The organism is Halorientalis marina (assembly GCF_023028345.1).
Classification (GTDB): domain Archaea; phylum Halobacteriota; class Halobacteria; order Halobacteriales; family Haloarculaceae; genus Halorientalis; species Halorientalis marina.
Genome location: NZ_CP095487.1, coordinates 152,123 through 176,665 on the forward strand (window position 1 = coordinate 152,123; position 24,543 = coordinate 176,665).

At 68.7% G+C, this 24,543-nt stretch carries 25 protein-coding genes; 12 read left to right on the forward strand and 13 right to left on the reverse strand.

What is annotated here, in order from left to right; all coding sequences use genetic code 11:
- Window positions 1-133 precede the first annotated feature (133 nt).
- Window positions 134-1,114 carry a TAXI family TRAP transporter solute-binding subunit gene (locus tag MUG96_RS00870; protein ID WP_246985656.1) on the forward strand — a complete coding sequence of 327 codons (981 nt, stop codon included), beginning with the start codon at window positions 134-136 and terminating at the stop codon, window positions 1,112-1,114.
- Here MUG96_RS00870 and MUG96_RS00875 read toward each other — a convergent pair.
- Window positions 1,111-1,710, reverse strand: a complete 600-nt coding sequence (locus tag MUG96_RS00875) for an IMPACT family protein (RefSeq protein ID WP_246985658.1) — start codon at window positions 1,708-1,710, stop codon at window positions 1,111-1,113. The two genes, MUG96_RS00870 and MUG96_RS00875, sit on opposite strands and share 4 nt — an antisense overlap.
- A gap of 82 nt (window positions 1,711-1,792) precedes the next feature.
- On the opposite strand from MUG96_RS00875, the gene MUG96_RS00880 reads away from it, so the two are divergent.
- Window positions 1,793-3,172 carry an ATPase domain-containing protein gene (locus MUG96_RS00880; protein WP_246985660.1) on the forward strand — a complete coding sequence of 460 codons (1,380 nt, stop codon included), beginning with the start codon at window positions 1,793-1,795 and terminating at the stop codon, window positions 3,170-3,172.
- 1 nt (window position 3,173) lies between these two features.
- Here MUG96_RS00880 and MUG96_RS00885 read toward each other — a convergent pair whose 3' ends face one another.
- Window positions 3,174-3,551 carry a 2Fe-2S iron-sulfur cluster-binding protein gene (locus MUG96_RS00885; protein WP_373222026.1) on the reverse strand — a complete coding sequence of 126 codons (378 nt, stop codon included), beginning with the start codon at window positions 3,549-3,551 and terminating at the stop codon, window positions 3,174-3,176.
- Between the two features lie 2 nt (window positions 3,552-3,553).
- Window positions 3,554-4,057, reverse strand: a complete 504-nt coding sequence (trpY, locus tag MUG96_RS00890) for a TrpY family transcription regulator (RefSeq protein ID WP_246985662.1) — start codon at window positions 4,055-4,057, stop codon at window positions 3,554-3,556.
- A 100-nt stretch (window positions 4,058-4,157) separates the two neighbouring features.
- Between trpY and MUG96_RS00895 the strand changes: the two genes are divergently transcribed.
- Complete coding sequence (locus MUG96_RS00895; protein WP_246985664.1) at window positions 4,158-4,553, forward strand: acyl-CoA thioesterase; 396 nt, start codon at window positions 4,158-4,160, stop codon at window positions 4,551-4,553.
- Here the strand turns inward: MUG96_RS00895 and hisB are convergent.
- Window positions 4,550-5,137, reverse strand: a complete 588-nt coding sequence (gene hisB / locus MUG96_RS00900) for an imidazoleglycerol-phosphate dehydratase HisB (RefSeq protein WP_246985666.1) — start codon at window positions 5,135-5,137, stop codon at window positions 4,550-4,552. The genes MUG96_RS00895 and hisB overlap by 4 nt on opposite strands.
- A gap of 154 nt (window positions 5,138-5,291) precedes the next feature.
- Here hisB and MUG96_RS00905 point away from each other — a divergent pair, with 154 nt between their 5' ends.
- Window positions 5,292-5,474 (forward strand): hypothetical protein, encoded by a 183-nt coding sequence (locus MUG96_RS00905; protein ID WP_246985667.1) that lies wholly within the window; start codon window positions 5,292-5,294, stop codon window positions 5,472-5,474.
- A gap of 36 nt (window positions 5,475-5,510) precedes the next feature.
- Here the strand turns inward: MUG96_RS00905 and hisA are convergent, their stop codons facing one another.
- Window positions 5,511-6,287: a 1-(5-phosphoribosyl)-5-[(5-phosphoribosylamino)methylideneamino]imidazole-4-carboxamide isomerase gene (gene hisA / locus MUG96_RS00910; RefSeq protein ID WP_246985669.1), complete on the reverse strand. Its 777-nt coding sequence runs from the start codon at window positions 6,285-6,287 to the stop codon at window positions 5,511-5,513.
- A gap of 106 nt (window positions 6,288-6,393) precedes the next feature.
- Between hisA and MUG96_RS00915 the strand changes: the two genes are divergently transcribed.
- The 3 genes from MUG96_RS00915 (at window position 6,394) to MUG96_RS00925 (ending at window position 9,230) form a co-directional block, all read left to right on the forward strand.
- Entirely contained in the window at window positions 6,394-7,590 is a 1,197-nt protein-coding gene (locus MUG96_RS00915; protein WP_246985671.1) for an inorganic phosphate transporter, read from the forward strand.
- A 118-nt stretch (window positions 7,591-7,708) separates the two neighbouring features.
- On the forward strand, window positions 7,709-8,098 hold the full coding sequence (gene fer / locus MUG96_RS00920; protein ID WP_246985673.1) for a ferredoxin Fer: 390 nt from the start codon (window positions 7,709-7,711) through the stop codon (window positions 8,096-8,098).
- A gap of 52 nt (window positions 8,099-8,150) precedes the next feature.
- Window positions 8,151-9,230 (forward strand): A24 family peptidase, encoded by a 1,080-nt coding sequence (locus MUG96_RS00925; protein ID WP_246985675.1) that lies wholly within the window; start codon window positions 8,151-8,153, stop codon window positions 9,228-9,230.
- Here the strand turns inward: MUG96_RS00925 and MUG96_RS00930 are convergent.
- Both MUG96_RS00930 and MUG96_RS00935 read right to left on the reverse strand, forming a co-directional pair.
- A complete protein-coding gene (locus MUG96_RS00930; RefSeq protein ID WP_246985677.1) occupies window positions 9,227-9,457 on the reverse strand; it encodes a hypothetical protein in 231 nt (76 codons plus the stop codon). The genes MUG96_RS00925 and MUG96_RS00930 overlap by 4 nt on opposite strands.
- Before the next feature lie 40 nt (window positions 9,458-9,497).
- Window positions 9,498-10,043, reverse strand: a complete 546-nt coding sequence (locus MUG96_RS00935) for a hypothetical protein (RefSeq protein ID WP_246985679.1) — start codon at window positions 10,041-10,043, stop codon at window positions 9,498-9,500.
- 200 nt (window positions 10,044-10,243) lie between these two features.
- Between MUG96_RS00935 and hisI the strand changes: the two genes are divergently transcribed.
- Entirely contained in the window at window positions 10,244-10,615 is a 372-nt protein-coding gene (gene hisI / locus MUG96_RS00940) for a phosphoribosyl-AMP cyclohydrolase (protein ID WP_246985681.1), read from the forward strand.
- An 8-nt stretch (window positions 10,616-10,623) separates the two neighbouring features.
- Complete coding sequence (locus MUG96_RS00945; RefSeq protein WP_246985682.1) at window positions 10,624-11,760, forward strand: DUF7118 family protein; 1,137 nt, start codon at window positions 10,624-10,626, stop codon at window positions 11,758-11,760.
- Here the strand turns inward: MUG96_RS00945 and glmM are convergent.
- From glmM to MUG96_RS00975, 6 genes are all read right to left on the reverse strand, one after another.
- Window positions 11,757-13,112 carry a phosphoglucosamine mutase gene (gene glmM / locus MUG96_RS00950; RefSeq protein WP_246988724.1) on the reverse strand — a complete coding sequence of 452 codons (1,356 nt, stop codon included), beginning with the start codon at window positions 13,110-13,112 and terminating at the stop codon, window positions 11,757-11,759. The two genes, MUG96_RS00945 and glmM, sit on opposite strands and share 4 nt — an antisense overlap.
- A gap of 84 nt (window positions 13,113-13,196) precedes the next feature.
- Window positions 13,197-14,087, reverse strand: a complete 891-nt coding sequence (locus MUG96_RS00955; protein WP_246985684.1) for a ketopantoate reductase family protein — start codon at window positions 14,085-14,087, stop codon at window positions 13,197-13,199.
- Window positions 14,088-14,089: 2 nt separating this feature from the next.
- Entirely contained in the window at window positions 14,090-14,383 is a 294-nt protein-coding gene (locus tag MUG96_RS00960; protein WP_246985686.1) for a DUF7130 family rubredoxin-like protein, read from the reverse strand.
- Between the two features lie 302 nt (window positions 14,384-14,685).
- Window positions 14,686-20,379, reverse strand: a complete 5,694-nt coding sequence (polC, locus tag MUG96_RS00965; RefSeq protein WP_246985688.1) for a DNA polymerase II large subunit — start codon at window positions 20,377-20,379, stop codon at window positions 14,686-14,688.
- Window positions 20,380-20,802 carry a PPC domain-containing DNA-binding protein gene (locus MUG96_RS00970; RefSeq protein WP_246985690.1) on the reverse strand — a complete coding sequence of 141 codons (423 nt, stop codon included), beginning with the start codon at window positions 20,800-20,802 and terminating at the stop codon, window positions 20,380-20,382.
- An 84-nt stretch (window positions 20,803-20,886) separates the two neighbouring features.
- Window positions 20,887-21,042: a DUF7556 family protein gene (locus MUG96_RS00975; RefSeq protein WP_246985692.1), complete on the reverse strand. Its 156-nt coding sequence runs from the start codon at window positions 21,040-21,042 to the stop codon at window positions 20,887-20,889.
- A 214-nt stretch (window positions 21,043-21,256) separates the two neighbouring features.
- Here MUG96_RS00975 and MUG96_RS00980 point away from each other — a divergent pair, with 214 nt between their 5' ends.
- From MUG96_RS00980 to MUG96_RS00990, 3 genes are read left to right on the forward strand one after another with little or no spacing between them, the layout of a single operon-like run.
- Window positions 21,257-22,105, forward strand: a complete 849-nt coding sequence (locus MUG96_RS00980) for a CBS domain-containing protein (RefSeq protein WP_246985694.1) — start codon at window positions 21,257-21,259, stop codon at window positions 22,103-22,105.
- Window positions 22,102-23,898 (forward strand): glycine--tRNA ligase, encoded by a 1,797-nt coding sequence (gene glyS, locus MUG96_RS00985; protein WP_246985696.1) that lies wholly within the window; start codon window positions 22,102-22,104, stop codon window positions 23,896-23,898. Before MUG96_RS00980 ends, glyS begins: the two co-directional genes overlap by 4 nt.
- Entirely contained in the window at window positions 23,898-24,476 is a 579-nt protein-coding gene (locus MUG96_RS00990) for a diacylglycerol/polyprenol kinase family protein (RefSeq protein ID WP_246985698.1), read from the forward strand. The genes glyS and MUG96_RS00990 overlap by 1 nt, the downstream gene beginning before the upstream one ends.
- Window positions 24,477-24,543: the final 67 nt, after the last annotated feature.

Genomic DNA, 24,543 nt, shown 5'->3' on the forward strand with positions numbered 1-24,543 from the left:
CCCACCGTTTCGTATCCAACACACACTCTGTCGTGCGCTTTTTATTCCAGTCGAAATGGGGGTTGTCGGACGGGGCAGGTCAGGGTGTCAGTCCCACATAGTATATATGTCCGAGCGAAAAACGGGTGGGTGTATGCCGAGGGGAACGACGCGACGGCGGTTACTCGCGTCCGCCGGGGCGGCTGCTGCGGTCGGCCTCGCGGGGTGTGGGGGCGGCGGGAGTGCCATCGGCGGAACGGACCGGCTCGTGCTCCACTACGGGGACATGAACGAGCAGATCGCCAGGGAGATCGCGGCGGTCGTCAACGCCCATGGAATCGAGACCGTCCTCAAGCAGGGGGGATCGAGCGTCGAGAACCTGCAGACGGTCAACGCGAACGAGGGCGCCATGGCGCTCATACCCGCCGACATCGTCTTTTTCGGTAAGCAGGGGTCCGGTATCGAGGCCATCGACGGCGAGAAAGGGCGCGTCAGGAACGTCGTGCCGCTGTACCCGCTGCCGCTGACGGTGGTCGCCCGGGGCGATTTCGACGCCGAGTACATCAACGAGCTCGACGGCGCGACGATCAACACCGGCGAGCCGGGGACGGCGCTGAACACGAACGCGATCCAGCTCGTCAATCCGCTCGATATCGAGTTCAGCACCGCGAACCTGCCGCTCTCGGAGGCGCTCGACCGGATCGTCGCCGGCGAACTGGACGCGACCGTCGCGCGCGGCGACTGGCCGATCCCCGGAATCGTCGAGGCGGCGGAGAGCGCCGACCTCAAGTTGCTCTCGCTGAACCCCACGGTCGTCGAGACGGCCGTGCAAAACGAGTGGCTGATCAACGAACCGCCGTACGGCTCGATCCCGGCGTCGGTGTACCCAGGGATCGATTACGTCGTCGATACCCTCTCGCTGATGACGCTGCTCGTCGTCAACTCCGAAACGCCGAAGGGCATGGTTGCCGGCGCCACCGCCGCGTTCTTCGACAACCGGGACCAGATCCGAACCCACAACGCCTATCTTCCGGAGCGAATCCAGAAGAGCGGGGAGGACACCTTCCTGAACGCCCAGCTGGGCGTCCCCGTGGAACTCCACGAGGGCGCGGCCGAGGTCATCATGTTCAGTTAGCGCTCGATCTCGGCCCGGCCACTGGTCGCACTCCGGATGCGGTCCCGGAGGGATGCGCCGGTTTCGACGGGGACCCGGACGACGAACTCGACGGTCGCCTCGTAGCTGGCCTCGAACTCGCAGTCGCTCGACTCCAGCAGTCCCCGGACCGTCCCCGAGTCGTCGTACGCGACGGTGATCGTGAACCGCTCGTGAGGCCGCTCCGTGACGATACCGGCGTCGGAGACGGCGCGTTTGACCGCCTCGCCGTAGGCGCGGGCCAGTCCGCCGACCCCCAGTTTCGTCCCGCCGTAGTAGCGGGTCACGACGACCGCGACGTTCTCCAGTTCTTCGCCCTGGAGGACGTTGAGCGCGGGTTTGCCGGCGGAGCCGGAGGGCTCGTCGGCGTCGCTCGACCACTCCCGCAACGGCTCGGCACGGACGCGGTAAGCCGGGACGTTGTGGGTTGCGTCGGCGTACTCCTCGCGGACCGACGCGACGAACGTCTCGGCGGCCGCGACGGTCGTGACGGGTCGGGCGTGGCCGATGAACTCCGAGCCCTGCACCTCGAAGGCGGCCTGCCCCCGGCCCGCGAGCGTGCGGTAGGTCTCGGTCACGGCCGGTCGTTCGTGCCGCCGATCCATATACGTGCGCGGTCGCCGGCGGGGTTTATTATCCGTCAGTCGTAGATGAGGAGGTATGTCGTGTTCGATAGGTGACGAAACGCTCGACGAGATGCTGGCTGGCGGCGTCCCCGAGGGGCGGACGCTGCTCGTCCGAGGGCCGGCCGGCGTCGGCAAGAGCCGCCTCGGAGCCCAGTTCTGTCGGGCGGGCCTGGCCGCCGACGAAACCTGTCTGTTCGTGGCAACTGACCAGCCACGCCGGGTCGCCGCCGCCGACCTCGCCCTGCCGGAGACGCCCGGGCTGACGATCGCAGCCGTCGATCCCGCCACGGGCGAGGGGGGCGTCCGGTTCGCCACCGGCGACGACGAGAGCACGGTCTCGTTCCGGACGCTGATCGAGGAGCTATCGTCCCCGGACTGGGACCGGGTAGTGATAGACGGCGTGGCCGGCCTGGCGGACCTCGCGGCCGACGACGAGGCCGGTCGGCGCGGCCTCCACACGATGCTCGAACGCCTCGACGCCCACGCGGCGACCTGTCTGCTCACCGCGATGCCGAGCGAGCACCACGATATCGACCGCGTCGTCGGCGGTGTCGTCGACTGCTGGCGGACGGAACTCCAGGGCGACGAGGTGCGATACGTCCAGGTTCGGAAGCTCCGCGACCGGGACCACGACACCCGCCGGCACGTCCTCGGCCACGACGGCGACGGCGTCTCGGTCGCCCGGCGCGAGGCGGCGACGGCGGTCGACTCCTTCGAGACCGGGATTCCGGGGTTCGACGCCCTCGCAGGGGGGTTCGTCCGCGGCGGGACGACCGTCCTCCAGCACGAGGGCGCGACCGACCACTGGCCGTTCTCGACCGCGCTCTGCGTGCGGGCCATCGAGGCGGGCCAGCGGGTCGTCCTCGTCACGGCCCCCGGACGGCTCCGCGGTCGCGTCGAGGAGCTGCTCGCGGACCGCGTGGGGACGGTCCGGGAGCTGATGGAGCGGGACCGCCTGTACCTGATCGACCCGGTGAGCCGGTCGATGGACGTGCCGGCGCTGGCCGACCTCCCCGAGGCCAACGTCGTCCTGGAGGAGGTCGAAGGGGGCGTCCAGGAGGCCATCCGGCGGCTCGTCGGGGAGTTGCGGGGCGAGGACGTCGTCGCCGTGCTGGAACACGCGTCGCTCCAGCACCTGGTGTCGGCCGAGCAGTCCCGCCAGCTGTTCTACTGGGCCACCGGGAGCGTCCTGGAGGCCGAGGAGGGACTGACGCTCGCGCTCACGGTCGACCCGACGGCCAGCGGCGAGCAGTTGGCCGGCTTTTTCGCCGGCGCGGCCGACCAGGTCGTCCGCACCTGGCGCGCCGACGACGGCCTCCAGTACCTCTCGATCCCCCGCTCCGCGGCCGGCAGTCCGGGCTACACGCGCGTCGTCGAGCCCATCGCCGACCCGCCGTACGTCCGCCTGCGCTGACTCAGTCCTCGGGGCGGCGCTCGCCCCACACGCGCTTGTCCGGGATGGCGACCGTCAGGTCCTCGGTCACGCGCATTTGACAGGAGAGCCGCGGGTAGCCAAAACGGGCGGCCAGCCGGTCGTGCCAGTGGTCGGGGTCGTGGTCGCCGTCGAGCACCCGGACCCCACAGGTGGCACACAGCCCCCGACCGCCGCAGTTGAGCCGCTCGGTGTAGCGCGTGTACGGGGAGATGCCGGCGTCGAGCAGTGCGTCGCGGAGGACGGTCCCGCGGGGGACGGTCAGGCGCGTCTCGACGGCCCCGGCGTCACCCGCGGGGTCGTCACCGGGCCGGCCGTCGGTCGCGACGACGGTCACGGTGACGGGCTCGGAGTCGGGCACGGTCACTGCAGGCCGAGCTGCCGGACGTAGTCCAGGTCCCGGATGTCGTTGAGGAGGTCGCCCGGGAGCGGGCGTTCGGTGATGATGTAGAGTTTCGGGTCGACGGCGAACTCGGGGTCCTCGGAGACGGTCTGTCGCATCGAGATACCGCGGTCGGCGATGAGGCCCGTGATCTCGGCGACGATGCCCGGCTCTTCGGTGTCGTAGACGTCGACGGTGAGCACGGAGAGGTCGAGCACGGGCGCGAGGTCCATCAGCGAAGGGATCTGAGAGATGTTCTGGAAGATGCGGCGGAGTTCGGGGTCGTCCAGGATGGCGTCGGTCGTGGAGTCGACGACGCGGCGGTCCACGTCGATCTCGCGGGCGATACCCGTGTTCGGGATCTCGATCCCGCCGGAGACGACGCGGCCCTCGTCGTTGACCGAGAAGCCGCGTTCGAGGAGCAGCCGGATCACCGCCTGCTGAGAGGGGCTCCCCTCGAACTTCTCCATGATCTCGTCGAACATACGGAAACCATCGAGGGCGGTGCGTTTCGGTTTTTGGGTCGCGGATCGGGACGGGGTGCCGAAGCGTGGATTCAAATCCCGGACGGTCCTCGGCTCCGGTATGCCCGAGACATACACCCACGACATCGAGGTGCAGTTCCGCGACCTCGATACCCGCTCGCACGTCAACCACGTCGTCTACGCGTCCTACTTCGAGCAGGCGAAAGGGCGGCTGTTCGACGAGGTCCTGGGCATCTCGCTGGCCGAGGCGCCGACAGTCGTCCGGACCCTGGAAGTCGACTACCGCGCGCCCATCGACCCCGACCGCACCGTGACGGTCGCGCTCACGGCCATCGACGTGGGCGGGAGCAGTTTCACGATCGAGTACGAAATCGCCGACGGCGACAGCGTCGTCGCCACCGGCCGGACGGTCTCGGTCCACCTGGGCGACGACGGCCCGGAACCGCTCCCGGAGGACTGGCGCGAGGCGCTTTCGCCGTACGCGGTCGACGGCTAGAGTTCGCCTTTCGTGCTCGGCGTGTCGCTCCGGCGCTCGTCGATGCGCGTGGCGTCGTCCAGCGCCCGGGCCAGCCCTTTGAACAGCGCCTCTATCTGGTGGTGTGCGTTCTCGCCGCGGACCTCGGCGTGGAGGGTCAGGCCGGCGTTGGTCGCGAGCGAGCGCAGGAAGTGCTGGGCCATGTGGCTCGTGAACTCCCCGACCCGGTCCTGCTCGAACTCGCCGTCGAAGACGAAGTACGGGCGGCCGGACACGTCGACGACGACGCCGGCGACGGCCTCGTCAAGCGGGACGCGGCGGTCGGCAAAGCGACGGATGCCCCGCTTGTCCCCGAGCGCCTCCTGGACGGCCTCGCCGAGGGTGATCGCCACGTCCTCGACGGTGTGGTGGTCGTCGATCTCCAGGTCGCCGTCGCAGGCGACGGTGAGGTCGAACAGGCCGTGCTTGGCGAACGAGTCGAGCATGTGGTCGAAAAAGCCGATGCCGGTGTCGACCGTCGACTCCCCGTCGCCGTCGATGTCGAGCGTCACCTCGATCTCCGTCTCGGCCGTCTCCCGGGTCACGGCCGCCGTCCGCTCGGTCATACTTCGGGGAAGACGCCCCTCGCATAAGGTGATTGCGGCTGGGTCGGAGAACGGGTTCGCGGGCCCCCGAGCGGCCCGTTCGCGGCCGAACGCGGACGCGACGATGACGGCCGTCTGACTGAGTTATTAGTGTGCGACTGCCACACACGAAGGTATGTCGAAACGCGAAGTCCTGGCACTGGTGGCGCTCGTGACGGGCGGACTCATGTCGACGGCGACGGCGACGCTCCCGTTCGCGGTCCTGTTGCTGGTCGTCGGCGGCTACCTGCTCGCCCTGCCCTATCTCGACGGGCACGGGCCGGCAGTCGACCGCGCGGGTCGTGGCCGGCGGACGTGAGGCGACGGGCGGAGACCGGGGCGGCGTGAGCGGCCCTCACTCCACCGCGGCCATCGCGTCTTCGAGCGTGAACTGCCCCTCGTAGAGCGCGCTCCCGACGACGACGGCGGCGGCGCCGGCGGCCTGTAAGTCGCGCACGTCGTCGAGGGTGGCGACGCCGCCGCTGGCGATCACGGGGATGTCCACGGCGTCGACGACGCGGCGGACCGGGTCGGTGCGGACGCCCTCCAGCTGCCCCTCGACGTCCACGTCGGTAAAGAGGATAGCGCCGGCCCCGAGCTCGGCGTAGCGGGCCGCGGCCTCGGCGGGGTCGAGCCCGGTGCCCTCGGTCCAGCCGGAGACGACCACCTCCCCATCCTTCGCGTCGAGGCTGACGACGACGGAACCGGGGTGTTCCTCGCTGATGTCGGCGACGATTTCGGGCGTCTCGACGGCGGCGGTGCCGAGGATGACGCGGTCGACGCCGCGGTCGAGCAGGGCAACGGCGTCGTCGACGGTGCGGATGCCCCCGCCCAGTTGGACGGAGACGTCGACAGGCTTGCCAGACGCCGTCGGCGACTGGCCGCTTCGTGACGCCCAGGCGTCACGAACGTCCAGAATGGCATCGACGGCGGGGGCGTTCTGCCGTTCGCCCTCGAAGGCGCCGTCGAGGTCGACGAGGTGGAGCGTCCGCGCCCCGGCCTCGACCCAGCGCTCGGCGGCCTCGACGGGGTCGCCGTACTCCTTGCCGGTGCCGCGCTCGCCGCCGACCAGCTGGACGACCTGCCCGTCCTGCATGTCCACGGCCGGAACGACCTCGAACTCGGGGAACATGCCAGAGGCTGGGTGCGGCCGGGCGGAAAACCTTCGGGTCCCGCCGCGAGCGGTACGGCGTGCCGCTTCCGAGGGGCTTACGTCGGCCACACGTGAACGAACTGATATGGTCGCCGTGCTGCTCGTCGTGGGACTCCTCATCTCGCTTTTCGTCGGGTTCAACATCGGCGGTTCGTCGACGAGCGTCGCCTTCGGCCCGGCGGTCGGCAGTAAGACCATCTCGAAGGTCGGCGCGGCGGCGCTAATGACTGGGTTCGCCCTGCTGGGCGGCGCCACCGTCGGCCGGAACGTCATCACGACCCTCTCGGAGGGCATCGTCCCGCAGGGCACCTTCACGCTCGAAATCAGCATCGTCGTCCTCTTTTTCGTCGGGATGGCGCTCTTTCTTTCGAACGTCGTCGGCGTCCCGGCCTCCACGTCGATGACGGCGGTCGGTGCCATCGCGGGGCTGGGCCTGGCGACGAACTCGCTGAACTGGGGGGAGATGGGCCGGATCGTCACCTGGTGGATCGTCTCGCCGCTCATCGCCTTCTGGATCAGCGGCGTCATCGGCCGCTATCTCTACCCCCGGCTGGTGGAGTGGTTCGCCGTCACCCAGACCGAGGGAGCGCTCGTCACCGTTTCCCACGACGCCGGTTTCCCGTGGCTGACGCTCGGGCCGAACACGACCCGCCGGGAGTTCGTCGGTACCTCGCTGGTCGTCGGTATCGCCTGTTACATGGCGTTCTCGGCGGGGGCCTCGAACGTGCCCAACGCCGTCGCGCCGCTCGTGGGCAGTGACGTGCTGACGGTCAACCAGGGAATCCTGCTCGGCGCGGCGGGGCTGGGTCTCGGGGCCTTCACCATCGCCCGCCGGACGCTGGATACGGTCGGCAACGACCTGACCGAACTGCCCCTGCTGGCGGCGCTGATCGTCGCCGTGGTGAGTTCGACCGTGGTGGCGATCCTCTCGGAGCTGGGCGTGCCCGCGAGTTTCGTCATCGTCGCGACGATGAGCATCGTCGGCCTGGGCTGGGGGCGTGCGACCCGGACGGCGACGATATCAGACGCCGTGCGGGACGACCCCCCGGACGTGTCCGTGGGGGCGCTGGCGGCCGAGGACGCGCCGACGGTCGGCGGCGAACGGACGGATCCGGATATCGAGACCGAACCCATCGGCGAGGAGGGCACGGAGGACATCCCCGAGGCATCGGACCTGTTCGAGCCGGGCACGACCGCCCGCGTCATCCTGCTCCAGAACGTCGTCCCGGCCATCGCGACGGCCGCGGCGTTCGTCGTCTTCCGGTACGCCCCCTGGTTATAGACGGCGCCCGTCGTGTCGGTCGGCCGCCCAGCACACGAGGCGTGATCCTTCACGATAGACGGTGAACGCACGCGAGAACAGCAAGGTCTAATTGTAAGGGGGTCTAACAGTCACATTGATGCCCACGGTTGAATATCTTAACTACGAAGTACTGGACGACCACGGCTGGGACATGTACGACGACGAGACGTTCGAGAAGGCGGCCGATGCCGGCCTCGACGACGAGGACTACGGCTCCCTCGACGTGAACGAGGGCGAGTACATCCTCGAAGCCGCCGAGGCCCAGGGCTACGACTGGCCCTTCTCGTGTCGCGCCGGTGCCTGTGCGAACTGCGCAGCCATCGTCGTCGACGGCGAGATCGACATGGATATGCAGCAGATCCTCAGCGACGAAGAGGTCGAGGACAAGAACGTTCGCCTGACCTGCATCGGCAGTCCGGACGCCGACGAGGTCAAGATCGTCTACAACGCCAAGCACCTCGACTACCTCCAGAACCGCGTCATCTAACGCGGTTTCGTAGCCGGAACGGTTATTTGGGTCGGTCCCGCGAACGACGAACGTGGTAGACGTTGGTCCGCTGACGGCGTCGGCCACGGACCTGGTCCGACTCGCGACGATCCCCGTGTTCGCCGCCATCGCCTGGCGCGACATCAAGACCCGTCGAGTGCCGAGTATCTACTGGGCGCCGCTGACGACGCTCGGCGCCGTCCTCCTCTATCTCGACTGGCAACAGGCGGCCGCACTCGGCGGCCTCAACTACCAGACCTTCCTCGTGTCGACGGCGCTCGGCGTCGGGTTTCTGATTCCCCTGGGCTTCCTCTTTCACTACATCGGCGCGTTCGGCGGCGCCGACGCCCGTGCGCTGATGACTATCGCCGTCCTCTTTCCCGTCTATCCGGAGATTACGGTCGCGCGGACGCTGTTCCCGCTCGAACAGGCGCCACTGCCCGTGTTCTCCTTTACCGTCCTCTCGAACGCCATCGTCTGTGGGCTCGCGTACCCGTTCGTCCTCGCGGTCCGGAACCTGGCCGGCGGAACCGTCTCGCGGGAGATGTTCTCCGGGCTCAGCGTGCCGGTCACGGACCTGCCGACGACCTACGGGAAACTGATGAGCAGCCGCGAATCCGGCGGACTGGGCGACCGGCTCGTAACTGCGGTCGTCCCGCGCCGGCGCGGGCTCGACCTCGACGCGCTCCGGATGTACCTCCGGTGGCGCGGCCTCACGCTGTCGGAACTCCGGCGGGCGCCTGCCCACTACCGGGACCCGTCGACGCTCCCCGACGACCCCAACCCGCCAACCGACGGCGCGGTGACGGCCGACGCCGCCGTGGACGTGGGCGGGGACTCGCTGGCCGGTGACGGCAGCGGCGGCGACGTGCCGCCGGTGAGCGACCTCGAAGCCGGTGAGACGGGCGAGTACGACGACCCCTGGGGGGCGGAGGCGTTCCTCGAGACGACCGACGCCTACGGCACGATGCCCGAGACGCTCCGGCACGGCCTCGACCACGTGGCCGAGGAAGAGGCGGTGTGGGTCACGCCGGGTATCCCCTTCCTCGTCCCGGTGTGTGCCGGGATCGTCGTGGCCTTCGTCTACGGCGACCTGCTCGTCAGCGCCCTGGGCGCGCTCGGGCTCTTCTAGACGACCTGGTCGTAGACGGGGTAGGCGACGGTCCAGACGGCCGAGATGCTGACGCCGACCGCGACGACGGCGATCCAGAGGACTTCGTTGCCCGGCGTGACGCCCTGGACGGCGAGCAGGAGGGTCGCGGGGAGGAGGACGACCGCGGCGACGAGGCTGTAGAGATACAGGAGCGTAAAGACCGGCTGCGTGCCGAAGGAGTCACGGAGGTCGGCGAGAAATCCCATGGGTGAGTACGGGCGGCGGCCCGGTGTTGTCGGTTCCGAGTCAGACCGGCAGGCTGAACTGTTTTTCGGTGACCGTGAGGTCGAGTTCGATCCACCGGGTCTCGGGCGGGTCGTCGAGGAAGGCGCCGCCGGCCGCGGGGTAGTTCGAGTTGTCGAGGACGAAGTAGTAGGGACCGGCGCCGTCGATTTCCTGGCGGGCGCCGCCGTCGCTCGTGGCGGCGCGGTAGCGGCCGTCCGAGCCCTCGGTCGCCGTCTGCCCGATGGACTGGTCGCCTTTCGGCATATCCGCGCTCGCCGCGCTGGGGGTCTGCTCGGACGCTTTCTGCTCGACGTAGTCCTCGTAGGCCGCCAGGGCCTCCTCGCCGGTGAAAAAGTACACGTCGAACTTCCGGTCACACTCGGCGGTGTAGGAGATGGTCCCGCCGTCGTCGCTCACGTCCGGAATCTCTTCGACCCACGCCGAGTACGGCTCGACTGTCACCGTCCCGGTCTCGCTGGCGACGACCTCCCCCCCGCCGCCGAGACAGCCGGCCGCCGCGACCGTTCCCCCGACCCCGGCCCGCCTAAGGAACGACCGTCGGTTCATATCACACCCTCTCGACGCCCCGTATATCAACGCACGCCCGAAATTACAGTTTCTGAAAACCGTCTCAGAAACAAAAAGCGAGTGTATCGGCCCGAGAATCGGTTTCGAATACGTCACTCCACCCGATTTTCAGTTCCGATATCAGTAGGCTGGATGGGCGTGACACAAGACATATCGGCTGGACGGGCGTGGGAGGGGGTATGGACACGGACGGTGTCGACCTCGCGTTCGACGAGGCGGGCCTCCTGCCGGCGGTGGCACAGGACGCCGACTCGGGCGAGGTCCTCATGCTCGCGTACGTGACGCCGGAGGCGGTCGCGCGGACCCGGGAGACGGGGCTGGCACACTACTACTCGCGGAGTCGCGAGGAACTCTGGCAGAAGGGGGAATCGAGCGGCCACACGCAGGAAATCGAGGAGATCAGGGTTGACTGCGACGGCGACGCCCTGCTCTACCTCGTCGAACAGACGGGCGGGGCCTGTCACACCGGCTACGAGTCGTGTTTCTACCGGACCATCGACGGAGAGACGGTCGGCGAGCAGGTGTTCGACCCCGAGGACGTCTACGAGTGACGCCAGCCATGCAGGGGGACGACCTCGCCGCCGTCGACGGCCTGCTCGACGACCTCGACCGGGCGGCCAGCGCCCACGAGCGCGCCTGCGAGCGGGTCGAGTCCGCCGGGGAGGAGCGCCTCGAACGCCTCGCCGACCACTACGAGGAGCTTACGGACCTCTTCGACCGCTACGAGGAGCAGGCCACCGGCGACGGCGACTTCAAGATCTTCATCGAGTTCCAGGAGGCGATGGCGACGTTCATCGAGCGGCTCCCCGAGGACCTCGACGAGCGCGAGCGCTTCGAGGAGGTCGACGACGTGATGCAACAGCGCCGCCTCACGGAGAAGGACTTCGCCCGCGCCCGCGAGGCCATCGACCCCGTCGCCGAGGAGGTGGGGCTCCTAGAGGAACGCCGCGCGACCGAGGAACGGTACCGGAAGCTCCGGAAACGCGCCCGGAGCCGCATCCGCGACCTCGACGAACACATCGCCGACCTGGCGGACCTCCAGGAACTCGGCGAGGCCGACCTCGACGCCCCGGTCGAGCGCCTGCGGGAGCCCATCGAGACCTACAACGACGCCGTCACCGAGGCCTTCGGGGAGTTCAAGCGGGAGGCGGGCGCCCGCAAAGTGCTCGATTTCGTCGCCCGGACGACCGCCTTCCCGCTGGTCGGCTTCCGGGACCCCCCCGAGGACCTCGTCGAGTACGTCGAGACCCACGAACCGGGGACCGAGCCGATCCCCCAGTTGCTGGAGTACGCCGACTTCTCGACCTCGAAACTCTCCCACTACGTCGACGACCCCGACGCGCTGAAGCGGGCCGTGGCGACGAGTCAGACCTACCTCCGGCGGCTGGACGCCGAGCCGCTGACCGTCGACTGGCCGCCGCCGGCCGCGGACGTGCTCGGGTGGCGCGTCCGCGAACTGATCCAGGTCGCCGGCCGGTTCGCCGACGACGACGTACTGGTCGCCCTCCGGACCGTCCGCGGTCTCCCGGCCGAGACCGACTACGAGCGCCTGCGCCGGAGCGCGCGGGCACGGAGCCAGCTCACCGACGCGGAACGGGATCGGCTGGCGTCCGGCGCAGTTGCCGAGGAACTCGACCGCGCTCGCGACGCTCGCGAGCGGCTGACCGACCGCCTCGACGAACTGCCCGCCCCCTAGGTGGCGTCGGTCATCGCCTCGTGCATCCGTTCGGCCAGCGTCGCGGTCCGCTCGGGGTCTGCCGACTCGGCGTAGACGCGGACGACGGGTTCGGTCCCGCTCGGCCGCGCCAGTACCCACGAATCGCCGTAATCGAGCCGGTAGCCGTCGGTCGTATCGAGCGTGGCGTCGGCCTCGCGAGCGACCCGCTCGACGGCGTCGAGCAGGGCCTCCCGCTCCGTCTCGCCGTCGTACTCCACGTCCATCCGGAGGAAGCGGTAGTCGTCGTAGGGGGCGACGACCTCGCTCGCCGGTCGGTCGACGATGAGTTCGCAGAACCGCGCCGCGGTGTAGGCGCCGTCGCGAGCCAGCCGGTAGTCGGGAAAGAGGATCCCGCCGTTGCCCTCGCCGGCGACGGGGACGCGCTCGCCCGCCTCCTGGAGGTCCCTGATGCGGGTGATGATGTTCGTGCTCCCGATGGCCGTCAGCGAGAGGTCGGCGCCGACGGTGTCGACCACGTCGACGAGCCGCTGTGAGACGTTGACCGCCGAGACCGCCACGTCGCCGGCGGAGAGTTCTTGCGCCGCCAGCGCCGCCAGCGCGGAGTCGCCCTCGACGAACTCCCCGGTCTCGTCGAAGAAGATGGCGCGGTCCGCGTCGCCGTCGTGGGCCACCCCGAGATCGGCGTCGGTCGTCCGCACGAGGCGACCGAGGTCCGCGAGGTTCTCCGCGACCGGTTCGGGGTCGCGCCCGGGGAACCGCCCGTCGGGCTGGGCGTGGACGGTGATCACCTCACAGCCGAGTTCGCGGAAAACCCGGGGGCTGGTCGCCGCGCCCGCGCCGTGGCCGGGGTCCAGCGCGACGGTGAGGTCGGCATCGGCGATGCGCTCGCCGTCGACGGCGGCCAGGAGCTGGTCGACGTAGCGGTCGGCCGCGTCCTCGACGCGGCGCTCGTCGCCGGTCTCGGACCAGGGGACCGTCTCGAACTCCTCGGTGAGCAGGCGCTCCTCGACGCGTTCGAGCGTCCCGGTCGGGAGTTCGACCCCGTCGGCACCGACGAGTTTTACGCCGTTGTACGCCGGCGGGTTGTGCGAGGCCGTCACCATCAGCCCGGGAGTGCCCTCGGCCTCGCAGTAGGCCTGCAGCCCCGGCGTGGGGAGGACGCCGAGGCGGTCCACGTCACAGCCGGCGCTCGCGAGGCCGGCCGCGGCGGCGTTGCTAAGCATCTCGCCCGTCGCGCGCGTGTCACGGGCGAGCGCGACCCGATCGGCGTCCCAGACCGACCCCGCGGCCGTGGCGATGTGGGTGACGAACTCGGGGTTGAGGTACTCGTTCGCGACCCCGCGGACGCCGCTCGACCCGAAAATCTCCATCACCAGCGTCTCGGCCCCCCGCGCCACTAAACCTTTCCACCTTTCACTGCGCTCCTCGCCAACGGCCGGCCGCGCCCCAGCGCCTCACCGCAGGTCACGGGCCCGCTCCCAGGCACGGAGCAACCCCGCGAGCGTGCGGTTGACCGGCGCCCGTTCGGCACGGTCGGCCACGTACCCGTTGATGGCGTCGACCTCCGTCCGCCGCCCGTCCTGGCAGTCCTGGCGCATCGAGGAGGTGTTCGCCGCCGTCGCTTCCGCCACCCGCCCGACGGCCGCCACCGCCTCGTCGTCGGCGAGGTCGACGCCCGCCGCTCGCGCCGCACGGGCCGTCTCGCGGGCGGCGTCGGCCGCCACCTCCCGGGCTGGCCCGTCGAGCAGCGCGCCGTTCTCGACGCGGGCGAGCGCGGTCGTCGCGTTGATGCCCGCGTTGACCGCCAGCTTCTCCCAGAGCCGGCGGGGCATGTCCGTCGCTACGGTCGTCTCGACCCCCGCCGCGTCGAAGGCCGCCCCCACCTCGTCGGCCGTCGTCGACGCGCCACCCCCGCGTGCGCCGAGGACGACCTCGCCGACGCCGGTACAGGCGACCCGGCCCGGGTCCTCCAGAATCGCCCCGTACGTGCAGGTGCCAGCCAGTACCGGGCAGTCCAGGTGGGCCGCCAGCGTCGCCTCGTTGCCCAGTCCGTTCTGGAGGGAGAGTGCGGCGTCGAGATCGCAGTCCGAAAGCGCCCGGGCGGCCTCGTCGGTGTCGTAGGCCTTGACCGTCACGACGGCGAGGTCGGCGCGGCAGTCCGTGGGGAGGGCGGTGACGGCCCGGGGCTGGACGGTCGTCTCGACCGCGCCGGTGACCCGCAGGCCCTCCGCTGCGACCGTGGCGGCGTGGGGGTCGCGGCCGACCAGCGTCACGTCGTGTTCGCGGGCCAGTAGGCCACCGAGCAGGGAGCCGAGACTGCCCGCGCCGAAGACCAGAATCTCCACGCTCAGTCTTCGGTCCAGTAGTAGAGGTCCTCTTTGCTCGCGCCACAGGAGGGGCAGGCCGAGGGGAGGTCGTCGTCGAGTCGCCCCATCTCGCCGCACTCCCAGCAGCGCCACATCAGTTCGGCTTCACCGAACTCGTGGCCCGCGACGATGTGCTCCTCGGAGAACGCTTCGATGCCGTCGTCGAGCGTCACGTAGAAGCCGTGTTCGTCGAACCCGCGGATGCGGCCGAGTTCGTTCCCCTCGTCGTCGTAGACGGTCTGTCCGAACGTCGGCTGTGTGTCCTCCGATGACATACCCGAACCTTCGGTCGGCGAGGCGATAAAAATGGGTGGCGGTTGTCGTGGACGCGGAGTGGAGGAAGTGGACGGAGCGGGGGAGTAAGCATCCGCGGCGCGAAGCGCCGCGGTTCGCCGGAAGACGGTCCCGCTCGCTCCCCGCGGTCGCTCGCGGGCTGCGACTTCCGAGCCCTCGCTTGTTCCCTGCGGTCACTCGCGAGGACACCGAACTCGCGCCGTCGGCGCGAGTTCGGCCTTTTTCGCCCACGTTTTTGCGCGAGCGGTTCGCGCGGAGCGCGAACCCGAGCGGAAAAAGGTGGTTACATGAAATCGGAGATGCCGCTCTGTTTGTTCTTGTCGTTCTCGAACACTCGCTCGATCGACTGTTTGAGGATCTCCAGACGCTGTTTGGTGTACTCGCGAGCACCGTACTCCTCCGCGACGGTGAGGGCGGTCTCGATGTACTTGTTGACCGACCCCTGGTGGACGGTGAGCGTGAGCTCGCCGCCACACTGCCCGCCGGCGTCGGTCTCGGCCCGGCAGTAGCCGGTCAGGGGGACGCGGCGGTACTTCTCGCCGCAGTCGAGACAGCGCGTCTCCTGCCGGGAGAACGCCCGGAGATTGCCGATGATGTCGGGCAGGAAGTGGTACTCGATGACGCGCTCGGCCACGTCCGTCTCGTCGACGGCCCGCAGCTTCCGGGCGAGTTCGAGCTGGGCGTTCATCTTCTTCATCATGTCGTCCAGCGTCTTGTACGCCGAGAGGTCCGGGCCGAGCGCGATGTCGCTCGTGTCGTGAGTGTGCCCGAAGCCCGTGTACTCCCGGTCGGTCCCCAGGGTCGACTCCGCGATGGTGACCAGATCCTCGACGTCCTCGGGGTCGGCCATCTCCCGCGTCGCCTCGAAGAACTCCACCGGGTACTCCCGGTCGATGTCGATGTTGTGTGCCTCGTCGTCGATCTCCGAGGGGTCGATCCGGGAGGACATGACCAGGGGCGCGTCCATGGAATTGTGTGCGTAGAGCCAGTCGGCGGTGAAGATCGGCTCGCCCCCGACCTGCAGATCGTAGAGGTAGCCGTCGTACTCGACCGTCTCGACCTCTTTCACCCGGAGGTAGGAGAGGTCACCGTCGACGAGCGGGCGGAGGTCGTCGAGTCGCTCCGGGGCACCATCGGGCAGGTCACGGGATTCGAGTTCCCGAACGATCTCTCGCAGTTTCTCCAGTGAGATGTTGTCCCGGCGTTTCAGGTACTTCGGGATCAGCTGCTCGACACCCTCGATGTCCATCTCCCGAATCTCCATCAACGCGTCGGGAATCGTCACGACGAGGCTCTCCGGGTGGTAGGGGTCCTCGCCGTCGAGGACGCGGTGGAGCGGATTGTCGTCGGCACCGCCCGAGACCGTGACGGTGTAGATGTCCTGTCTGTTGCCCGCCCGGTCCGTCCGCTCGGAGACGTTCGCGACCAGTCCGAGGCGGTGGAGGAGGAAGACGAGCCCGTCTTTCACGTCGTCGCTCGTCGTGTGGAAACCGACGGTGGTGACGTTGTCGTCCGATGTGTCGCTCCCGTCGCCAGCGATGAAGCCGCGCAGGAACGAACGGACGATCTCGCGCGGCGCGTGCAGGATGCACTCGGGTACGACCTTCTCACTGGAATCGTACGAATCGGCGTTCTCGAATCCGAGGTGGTACAGCACGTCCCGGAACACCGCCGGGAAGCGCAGTTCGTACGCACGGTTCGACCAGCGCCGGCCCGGTTCGGTACCGAGCGTCTCCTCGATACTCTCGGCTGCGCGGTCGACGAGGGTTTCGTCGGCATTGTGGATCGCCGGACAGACCGTCGACGTGGTGCCTTCGGCGACGAACAGCCCGAGTACCCAGGCAAAGTCCTCGTCGATGTCGAACTGACGTGTGATGCCATCCGAGGACCCTTCGAGACCAATCTGCACGTCTCGTGGGACCTCGAATCCAGCACGGTCGAGGATGCGCTCGAACCGCTCGAACGGTATTTTCCCCTTGTTCAAGCGGTAGGCGAGTCCCGACTTGAACGCCTCGTGGGTCGGACTCCCGCGGTCGGTCGTCTCCCACGCGGTCGTCAGCAGGTCCTCGACGTGGTCGTCGATGACGACGTACGGGTCGTCGACGGCCCCGACCGCGTCGATGGTGGTCCGTTCCGGTTCGACGGCGAGGTTTCGGGGCGCGACGACGAGGTCGCCTTCCGAGAGGTCCGCACCGGCGACTTCCTCGATACCGTCGTCGTACCGGAACAGACTGTGCTGTTTCGTCAGTTCGAGCGACCGGCCGAGCTGCGTCTCGACCCGGACGAGTTCCTCGTCGTCGTCCGCGCGGTACCGAATGGCCTTCTCGATCGGCTGGAGCGACGCCTCGTGGTTCTCGTCGAAGGCGTAGGTTCGCCAGCCCTCCATCGCGCAGGTCCGCTTCCGGAACTTCCCGTCGACCGCCAGCGGGGCGTCGAGTTCGCTCCAGAACTCGTCGAAGCTCAGGAAGCGGACGTTGTCGTCCGGGTCGACGGCGACGAGCCGCGAGTCCTCGGCGACGCTCCCGCCACGTTTGTCCGGGAGGTACTTCTTGCTGAAATTCAGCAGGCCGTCGAGGAGGAGCATCACACAGTCCTCGTCACCGTCACACTGGGCGACGGCCATGCCGTTCGCGACGACTCTGTTCGTGTCCGCGACCGTGAGGCAGTACGTGTGCTCGACATCCGACGGGACAAATTCGACCCGGTCTACTACTTCAACGTTCGTCCCACCGTCACCGACTGCAGTTCGTTCGGCAGTACTGGTGGTGGTCGCGGTGTCCTCGGGTACTGGAATCGCGTCCCCGGCTTCGAGTTCGTGTGCGTCGGCCGTCTCGACGCCATCACCCCAGCGGACCATGGAGTGGTCGGGCGTAACAGTGATGGACCGCCCGCTCTCGGTTTCTATTTCGACGAGATGGTCGGGTGCGGGATGCTTCGAGACCGCGTCGACCGGTTTTCGCACCCAGTTGCCGTCGGCGTCGAGCGACTGGACACGGACGGTTTCGTCGAGGTCCGCCACCTCGACGCCGAAGTCGTCCGTTTTCGGGTCATCGAGTCGCTGCTCCACGAACCGCGTGACCGACTCGTATCGCAACGTCCCGTTCTCATCCTCGTACCGAATCTCCGTGTCCGGATGGAAGCAGTTCCGCCGCTTCGCGGCGTGAAAGTACGGATGCGCGTACCCGACCGCAGCTGACGTGAAGCCGACAATTCTGCCAACTGTCGCCGCGCTGGTGTGTGGCGCCATTCCGAAGACGAGTTCGCCGACGAGGTCCTGGCGGTCGTCGACCTCGTAGTAGGGGTCGAGGCCGTAGTAGGACTCCAGCAGGTCGTCGACGAAGTCGGCGGTCTTGAGCATGTGCTCTGCGGCGCCGTCGGAGAGGATCACGTCCTGGACGTTCAGTTCGACGAGCTGGTCGTCGTGGCGGAGCGGGTCGCCGTGGATGTCCGTCTCGTAGCCCAGGCCGCGGAACTGGTCGGCGGTCACGTCGAGTTCGGCGGGGCGGACCGACGTGACGGGGAGGTCGGTCATGTCGTAGCGGACGGTGCCGTCCTTGAACGCGGAGACGCCGTGCTTGGCCCGGAGGATGCCCTTCTCGATGGGCTCGGGCGTCTTCTCCTTCGAGGAGAGCCCCTTGACGCCTTTGAGCACGTCGAAGGCGTTCTCGCGCTCGCCGACGGTTTCGAGGGCGTCGTGGAACTCCTCGCGGACGCTGACGGTGGTCCTGCGGACGGGGGAGGCCAGCGACTCACAGCGATGACACTCCGCGCGGCCGGCGGAATCGGGCTCGACCTCGATGTCGCAGTCCCGGCAGACGTAGACGGCCTCGGTGGTGCCGTTGCACTCCTGGCACCGGGCGTGGTAGGTCTCGGCGCCACAGTCGGTACAGCGGCGGCGGCCGACCTGGACCTCGACCTCGCCGCGGGTGCCGTCGACCTGGTCGCCGGCCGAGGCGGCCTTGCTCACGTCGCGTTGACTGCCGCCGGCCTCGCCGATGGGAAAGAGGGTGTGGACGGCCGGCGAGAGTTCGCGGGACTCCGATTTCTCCGGGCGACCCATCCGGTTGCCGATGCGGGTGGGAGCGCGCTCCCGGACGGTGAAGGGCGCGACCTCGTTGACGGCCTCGATGGCGTTCTCGCCGTCGGCGAACTCGCGAGCGTGGACGGAGAGGGAGTCATGCGTCCAGTCGCGGTCGAGGTCCTCGTCGAAGCCCAGCGAGAGCGCGAGCGGGCGCCAGTCGGCGACGATCAGTGACTCCTTGGTCCGGTGGTGTTCGACGAGGAGGTCCTCGACGATTCGTGCGACGCCGTCCCGACGGGGGATGACGAGGTCGTCGCCCGAGATGGCATCGTCGTCATCGTCGCGGTCCATGACGGCGCCGTCGGTCGCCGCGACGCTCGCCGCCTCGACGGCGTCCGCGAGCGTCGCGAACTCCGCGACGGAGATGTCGTGCCAGCAGTAGGTGTACTTCGGGTGGAGGGGGGCGTCGTACTCGGTAGCCCACTCGACGGCCTCCGCGGGGGTGGGATCGTCGAGGTCGACACGGACCGAGTCGTGCATCGCCTGGACGTCGGCGTCGGTGCGCTCGAACTCGCCTTCCCACCACTCGACGGCGTAGGAGGCGGGGGCGAGCGGGTGATTGTTCTCGACGAACTCGCCGTAGTTGACGAGGTACTCCCCGAGGTCGATGATCCGCTCGACGCCGTTGCGGAGTTCCAGGGCCTCCTCGGGGTCGTCGATGCGGCGCACGTCGCCGTTTGCCAGCCTGACGGTCGGCCCCTCGATGGAGTCGACGGGGACGACCCCGGCGGCCTTCCCGGGGCGTTCGGTCTTCAGTTGGGTGCCCGTCGCGAGGAAGTCGTCGACGAGGTGCATCGTGGCGGGGTGGACGCCCGCCGTCGCGTTGCCGTGGTTGCGCGCGCGGCCGTAGCGCAGCCGGAAGCCCCCGGCTTCGCTCGGGTGGCCGAACACCGGCCGCCCGGCGATCAGGTCCCGGAGGAACTTCCCGTTGGGCTCCGCGCGCGGCGGGCCGGCCGGGTCGTCGGCCCCGTCGCCCTCATTCTCGTCAGCGTCCGCCTCGCCATCCTCGGCCGCCTCGTCGTCGGTGTCGTCGCTCTCGTCACCCTCGTCGTCCTCGCCGATGGTGCCGTCGATGAGGTCCTGGAGCCAGGGCCAGTCGACCTCCTCCAGGTTGCGGGTGTAGCGCTGTATCTTGGGCGCCTTGAGGGCGATCCCCTCTGCGAGGACGAGACACATCCCGCCCCGGGGCGAGTTCGAGTCGACGCGTTCGAGGTCGCGGTAGCCCGAGACCTCCTCCTCGCCGGTGGCCTCGCCGTCCAGCATGATCGGGACGTGTTCGGCGATGAACTTCGTCTCCTTGTCCTTCGGCGAGTACTGCAGGCCCGTCTCCTGGTCGTAGAGGTCGACCTCCTCGGCGTAGCGGTTGATCTCGTCGTCGCGGGCCTGGTACTCGTCCATGCCCAGGAGCGCGCGGGCGTAGTCGGCGACGAGCACGGAGAGGGCCTGTGCGGTCCCGCCCGCCGAGCGGATGGGGCCGGCGTAGTAGACGTTGACGAACTCGGTGCCGTCGTCGTTTTCCAGTACCTCGACGCGGTCGATGCCCTCGATGGGGGCTGCGACGACCCCCTCGGTGAGCAGGGCAACGGCGGTCCGCACCGCGCCCTCGACCTTGCCGCCCTTGGTGTCGTAGTCGCCGACGGTGCCCTCGACGAAGTCCTCGACGAGTTCGAGGGCGGCCTCCTCGCGGCTCATCTCGCCTTCGAGTTCGCGGACGCGCTCGGCGACGCCCTCGATCCCGAGGATGTTCTCGACGCGGTCGGCCATGTCCCGGGCGGTCGGGATTTCGACGGATTCGGCGGGGTCGCCGCCGCGCTCGCGGGCCCGCTCGGCCACGTCGAAGGCCGTATCGAGTTCGGTCTCCAGTCGCTCGAAGTAGCGTTCGTCGGCCTCGCGCATCTACAGCGTCCAGAGGTCGAGGTCGGTCGTTTCGTCGTGCTCCCGTTCGAGTTTCGCGTCGAACTCCCGGACGTACAGTTCGCCCGCGAAGGTCGTCGCCTCGTCGAGGTGGCCCGCGACGACGCTGCCGTCCTCCCGCGAGAGGGTCATGTGCGTGTGCGCGAACCGCTCGTCGTAGAGCCACGAGATGTTCCCGACCGCGGGCACGACCTCGAACGGTTCGTCGAACTCGACGTCGTAGTACTCCTGGTCGTCCTGGTCGTAGAAGAAAAGCGTCGCGTCCTGGACGGCCCCGAGACCGACGAAGAAGGCGGCGTCGATGCCCTCCTCGTCGGCGAAGGCCTCGATCTGCTCGCGCCAGCCAACACCGTGGTCGAGCCGGGCGACGTACTCCCGGGCACCGTCGACTTCCAGGTAATCCATATCGAGGTCCAGGCGGGGAGCGGTCAAAAAGCTTCAGTCATCGTCGCCGCGCTGGCGAGGTGGCAAAACGAAAGGGGCCGGACCTTACCGCCACTCGTCGAGCGAGCGGGCGTTGCCGAGCGGTGTGGCGAGCCAGGCGTCGTCCTGGCAGGGATAGGCGATGATGAACTCGTCGCTATCGACAGAGGCCATGGCTTCACACTCCGCGACCGAATCCGTGGCAGCTGATTCCGGCGCCATGTGTGAGAATGGTACACACGCACATATAAACGTGCCGGAAGCGTTCGGGGTTGTCTAACACAGTTGTGAGTTAATCGCCATTGGTATGCGTTCGCATGGACAGTGGTACGGGCGGCGGTCGGGACCGCCGAGGGAGAACGGGGGCGGCGAGCGATGGGGGGACGAAGACCGAAGTGCAAGGACTTAGTAGCAGGGGGCAGGAGATGGAGGCAATATGAACGTCGCAGACGCCATGACGCTACGCTCAGAGGTCGTCACGGTCGAGATCCCGGGGACGCGTGACGACGTGCTGGAGTACCTCCAGGAGCGCCGATTCTCGTCGGTGCCGGTCATCAAGGAGACCGAGGACGGCGAGGAGTTCCGCGGCATCGTCTCGCGTGACGCGCTGATCGAACAGCCCGACGAGGACCAGCTGGCCCTGCTGGTCGAGGAGGTCCCCACGACGACCGCCGACACCGACATCACCGACGTGGCGACCCTGATGGTCGAGAAAGGGGCGCGCCGAGTGCCGGTCGTGGGCGACGAGCTCGAGGGCATCATCACCGTGACCGACGTGGTCCGGGCCATCGCGGAGGGCAACGTCGACGGCGACAGCGAGGTCGGCGACCTCGCCACCCGGGCGATCAACTGCGTGTGGATCGAGGCACCCCTCCCCGTCGCCGAACGGGAGATTTCCCACGCGAACGTTCCCTACGCCGTCGTCCTCGACGACGACGGCGATATGTGTGGCATCATCACCGAGGTCGACGTGCTGGACGTGGCCCGGGTCGTCGAGGGCGAGGCCGACACCGGCGAGTCCATCGCCGACGACGACGACGACTGGAAGTGGGAGTCGGTCAAGGCCGTCGGCAACAGCTACATGCCCACCCGCAACGTCGAGATCCCGGTCGAACCCGTCCGGAACTTCATGAGCAACGACCTCGTGACGGTCTCCGGCCACCGGACAGCCCGGGAGGTCGCCCAGTTGATGCTCGACAACGGTATCGAACAGATACCGCTGGTCAGCGGCGACTCCGTGTCCGGTATCGTCCAGGACATCGATCTCCTGAAAGCACTGGTATGAGCGAGGACGAACGCCTGACCGAGCTGGCGAAGCGTCGGGGCTTTTTCTTCCAGTCCAGCGGCGCCTACGGCGGCGTCGCCGGCTTCTACGTCTACGGCCCCGAGGGCGCGACGCTGAAGGAGAACCTGCAGGACGCCTGGCGCGACCGGTTCGTCCGCCGTGAGGGTCACATGGAGATCGAGTCCCCCGCCATCATGCCCGAACCCGTCTTCGAGGCCTCCGGCCACCTCGACGGCTTCGACGACATGATCGTCGAGTGCCCGGAGTGTGGCGCCTCCCACCGCGCCGACCACCTCGTCGAGGACGAGACCGATATCGAGGAGGCCGAGTCCATCGCCATCCCCGACATCGAGGCCCTCATCGCCGAGCACGACCTGGTCTGTCCGTCCTGCGGGACTGCGCTGGCGGGCGAATCCGTCGAGGACTTCAACCTCATGTTCGGGACGAACATCGGCCCGGGCTCCTCGTCGCCTGGCTATCTCCGCCCCGAGACCGCGCAGGGAATCTTCGTGGAGTTCCCGCGGCTCAAGGAGTACGCGCGCGGGCAACTCCCCTTCGGCGTCGCCCAGATCGGCGCCGCCTACCGCAACGAGATCAGCCCCCGGAAAGGGCTGGTCCGCCTCCGGGAGTTCGCACAGGCCGAACTCGAACACTTCGTCGACCCCGAGACCGACGAGCCACCGCTCGAACGGGTCGCGGACGTCGAGGTGACGCTGTACTCCGCGGCCGAGCAGGAAGACGCCGACGGCGAACCGCGGACGATGACCGTCCGCGAGGCCGTCGATGCGGGCGTCGTCGGGAGCGACTGGGTGGCCTACTACCTCGGCGTCGCGCAGGGCTGGTACGAGCGGGTCGGCGTCGACATGGACCGCTTTCGCTACCGCCAGCACCAGTCGGGCGAACTCGCCCACTACGCCGCGGACTGCTGGGACGCCGAGGCCGAGGTCGGCGGCGACTGGATCGAGATCACCGGCTTCGCCTACCGCGGCGACTACGACCTCTCGAAACACGCCGAGTACGGCGACGACGACTTCACGATCTTCAAGCAGTACGACGACCCCGTCACCGTCGAGACGGCGACTGTCGACCCCGACATGAGCTATCTCGGGCCGGAGTTCGGCGGCGACGCCGGGGCGGTGAAGGACGCACTGGAAGACCTCGCCGAGCGCGACCGGTCGGCGTTCGAGAGTGACGAAGTAACCGTCGCGGTCGACGGCGAGGACCGGACCGTCCCCGTCGAGAAGACCGGCTTCGCCGTCGAGGAGGTCACCGAGGCCGGCGAACACGTCACGCCACACGTCGTCGAACCCTCCTTCGGCGTCGACCGGATCGTGTACACCGTCCTCGCACACGGCCTGCGGACGGACGAGGCGGGGGAGACCGTCGACGAGGGCGGCGGGAGTGGGGCGGAACCGAGCGGTGAGGAAGCCGACGACGGCGAAGAACGGACCGTCCTCTCGCTCCCGCCCGAGGTCGCGCCGACAGGCGTCGCGGTCTTCCCCCTGATGGACAAGGACGGGCTGGACGAGCGCGCCCGCGAGATCGCGGAGGGGCTCCGGGCGGCCGGGTTCGAGGTGGCCTACGACGACTCGGGGTCGATCGGCCGGCGCTACCGCCGGCAGGACGAGGTGGGGACGCCGTTCTGTGTCACCGTCGACTACGACACGCTGGAGGACGGCACCGTCACCGTCCGCGACCGCGACACGACCGCACAGGCACGGGTGGGGACCGACGACCTCGCCGGCACCATCGGCGACCTCCTGACCGGCGACCGAACCGTCGCCGACTTCTGATGGCGAACGAGGTCGTCCGCCGCCTGGTCCACGCCAGCGGGGCCGCCATCCCCGGGCTGTGGCTCGCCGACCTCCTGACGTGGGGGCAGATTCGGTACGTCCTCCTCGGTGGCGTCGCCGCCGCCGTCCTCCTGGAGTTCCTCCGGCTCGTCGTCGGGATCGAGTGGATCGTCTTCGAGAAGCTCACCCGGGAGTACGAGCAGGACAACCCCGCCGGCTACGCGCTCTACGTCTTCAGCGGGTCGCTGACCGGGCTGGTCTTCCGCCCCGAGATCGCCGTGCCCGCGATGCTGATGCTGACGCTGGCCGACCCCGTCGCGGGCCTGCTCAGCGACAACGAACTCCGGACCGTCAAGCGGGGTCGCGTGCTCGCGGCCATGTTCGCACTCTGTGCGACCATCGCCGCCCTCTTCGTCTCCCCCCCGGCGGCGCTCCTCGGCGGGCTAGCGGCGATGCTGGCCGACGGCGTCAAGCCCGTTATCCGGGGCGTCGTGATCGACGACAACCTCTCGATTCCGCTGGTCGCCGCGACCGCGATGTTCGTCGGCGTCACGTATCTGCCGGCCGTGGGGCTGTAAGGAAGGGCTGCCGTGCGGCCGTGACTCTCCCGAGCCGCCGGGATCGGCCCGAGGTTGCGGGTCTGTG

What these genes read in the sequence shown, in the direction of transcription:
- MUG96_RS00945 (WP_246985682.1), top strand. Translation starts at nt 10,624, where the DNA reads ATGCAGGGGGACGACCTCGCCGCCGTCGACGGCCTGCTCGACGACCTC.
- MUG96_RS00935 (WP_246985679.1), bottom strand. Translation starts at nt 10,043, where the DNA reads ATGAACCGACGGTCGTTCCTTAGGCGGGCCGGGGTCGGGGGAACGGTC.
- trpY (WP_246985662.1), bottom strand. Translation starts at nt 4,057, where the DNA reads ATGTTCGACGAGATCATGGAGAAGTTCGAGGGGAGCCCCTCTCAGCAG.
- MUG96_RS00880 (WP_246985660.1), top strand. Translation starts at nt 1,793, where the DNA reads ATGTCGTGTTCGATAGGTGACGAAACGCTCGACGAGATGCTGGCTGGC.
- MUG96_RS00975 (WP_246985692.1), bottom strand. Translation starts at nt 21,042, where the DNA reads ATGGCGCCGGAATCAGCTGCCACGGATTCGGTCGCGGAGTGTGAAGCC.
- MUG96_RS00970 (WP_246985690.1), bottom strand. Translation starts at nt 20,802, where the DNA reads ATGGATTACCTGGAAGTCGACGGTGCCCGGGAGTACGTCGCCCGGCTC.
- hisB (WP_246985666.1), bottom strand. Translation starts at nt 5,137, where the DNA reads ATGACCGAGCGGACGGCGGCCGTGACCCGGGAGACGGCCGAGACGGAG.
- MUG96_RS00915 (WP_246985671.1), top strand. Translation starts at nt 6,394, where the DNA reads ATGGTCGCCGTGCTGCTCGTCGTGGGACTCCTCATCTCGCTTTTCGTC.
- MUG96_RS00905 (WP_246985667.1), top strand. Translation starts at nt 5,292, where the DNA reads ATGTCGAAACGCGAAGTCCTGGCACTGGTGGCGCTCGTGACGGGCGGA.
- hisI (WP_246985681.1), top strand. Translation starts at nt 10,244, where the DNA reads ATGGACACGGACGGTGTCGACCTCGCGTTCGACGAGGCGGGCCTCCTG.
- glmM (WP_246988724.1), bottom strand. Translation starts at nt 13,112, where the DNA reads ATGGAGATTTTCGGGTCGAGCGGCGTCCGCGGGGTCGCGAACGAGTAC.
- MUG96_RS00980 (WP_246985694.1), top strand. Translation starts at nt 21,257, where the DNA reads ATGAACGTCGCAGACGCCATGACGCTACGCTCAGAGGTCGTCACGGTC.
- MUG96_RS00990 (WP_246985698.1), top strand. Translation starts at nt 23,898, where the DNA reads ATGGCGAACGAGGTCGTCCGCCGCCTGGTCCACGCCAGCGGGGCCGCC.
- polC (WP_246985688.1), bottom strand. Translation starts at nt 20,379, where the DNA reads ATGCGCGAGGCCGACGAACGCTACTTCGAGCGACTGGAGACCGAACTC.
- hisA (WP_246985669.1), bottom strand. Translation starts at nt 6,287, where the DNA reads ATGTTCCCCGAGTTCGAGGTCGTTCCGGCCGTGGACATGCAGGACGGG.
- MUG96_RS00870 (WP_246985656.1), top strand. Translation starts at nt 134, where the DNA reads ATGCCGAGGGGAACGACGCGACGGCGGTTACTCGCGTCCGCCGGGGCG.
- fer (WP_246985673.1), top strand. Translation starts at nt 7,709, where the DNA reads ATGCCCACGGTTGAATATCTTAACTACGAAGTACTGGACGACCACGGC.
- MUG96_RS00895 (WP_246985664.1), top strand. Translation starts at nt 4,158, where the DNA reads ATGCCCGAGACATACACCCACGACATCGAGGTGCAGTTCCGCGACCTC.
- glyS (WP_246985696.1), top strand. Translation starts at nt 22,102, where the DNA reads ATGAGCGAGGACGAACGCCTGACCGAGCTGGCGAAGCGTCGGGGCTTT.
- MUG96_RS00930 (WP_246985677.1), bottom strand. Translation starts at nt 9,457, where the DNA reads ATGGGATTTCTCGCCGACCTCCGTGACTCCTTCGGCACGCAGCCGGTC.
- MUG96_RS00960 (WP_246985686.1), bottom strand. Translation starts at nt 14,383, where the DNA reads ATGTCATCGGAGGACACACAGCCGACGTTCGGACAGACCGTCTACGAC.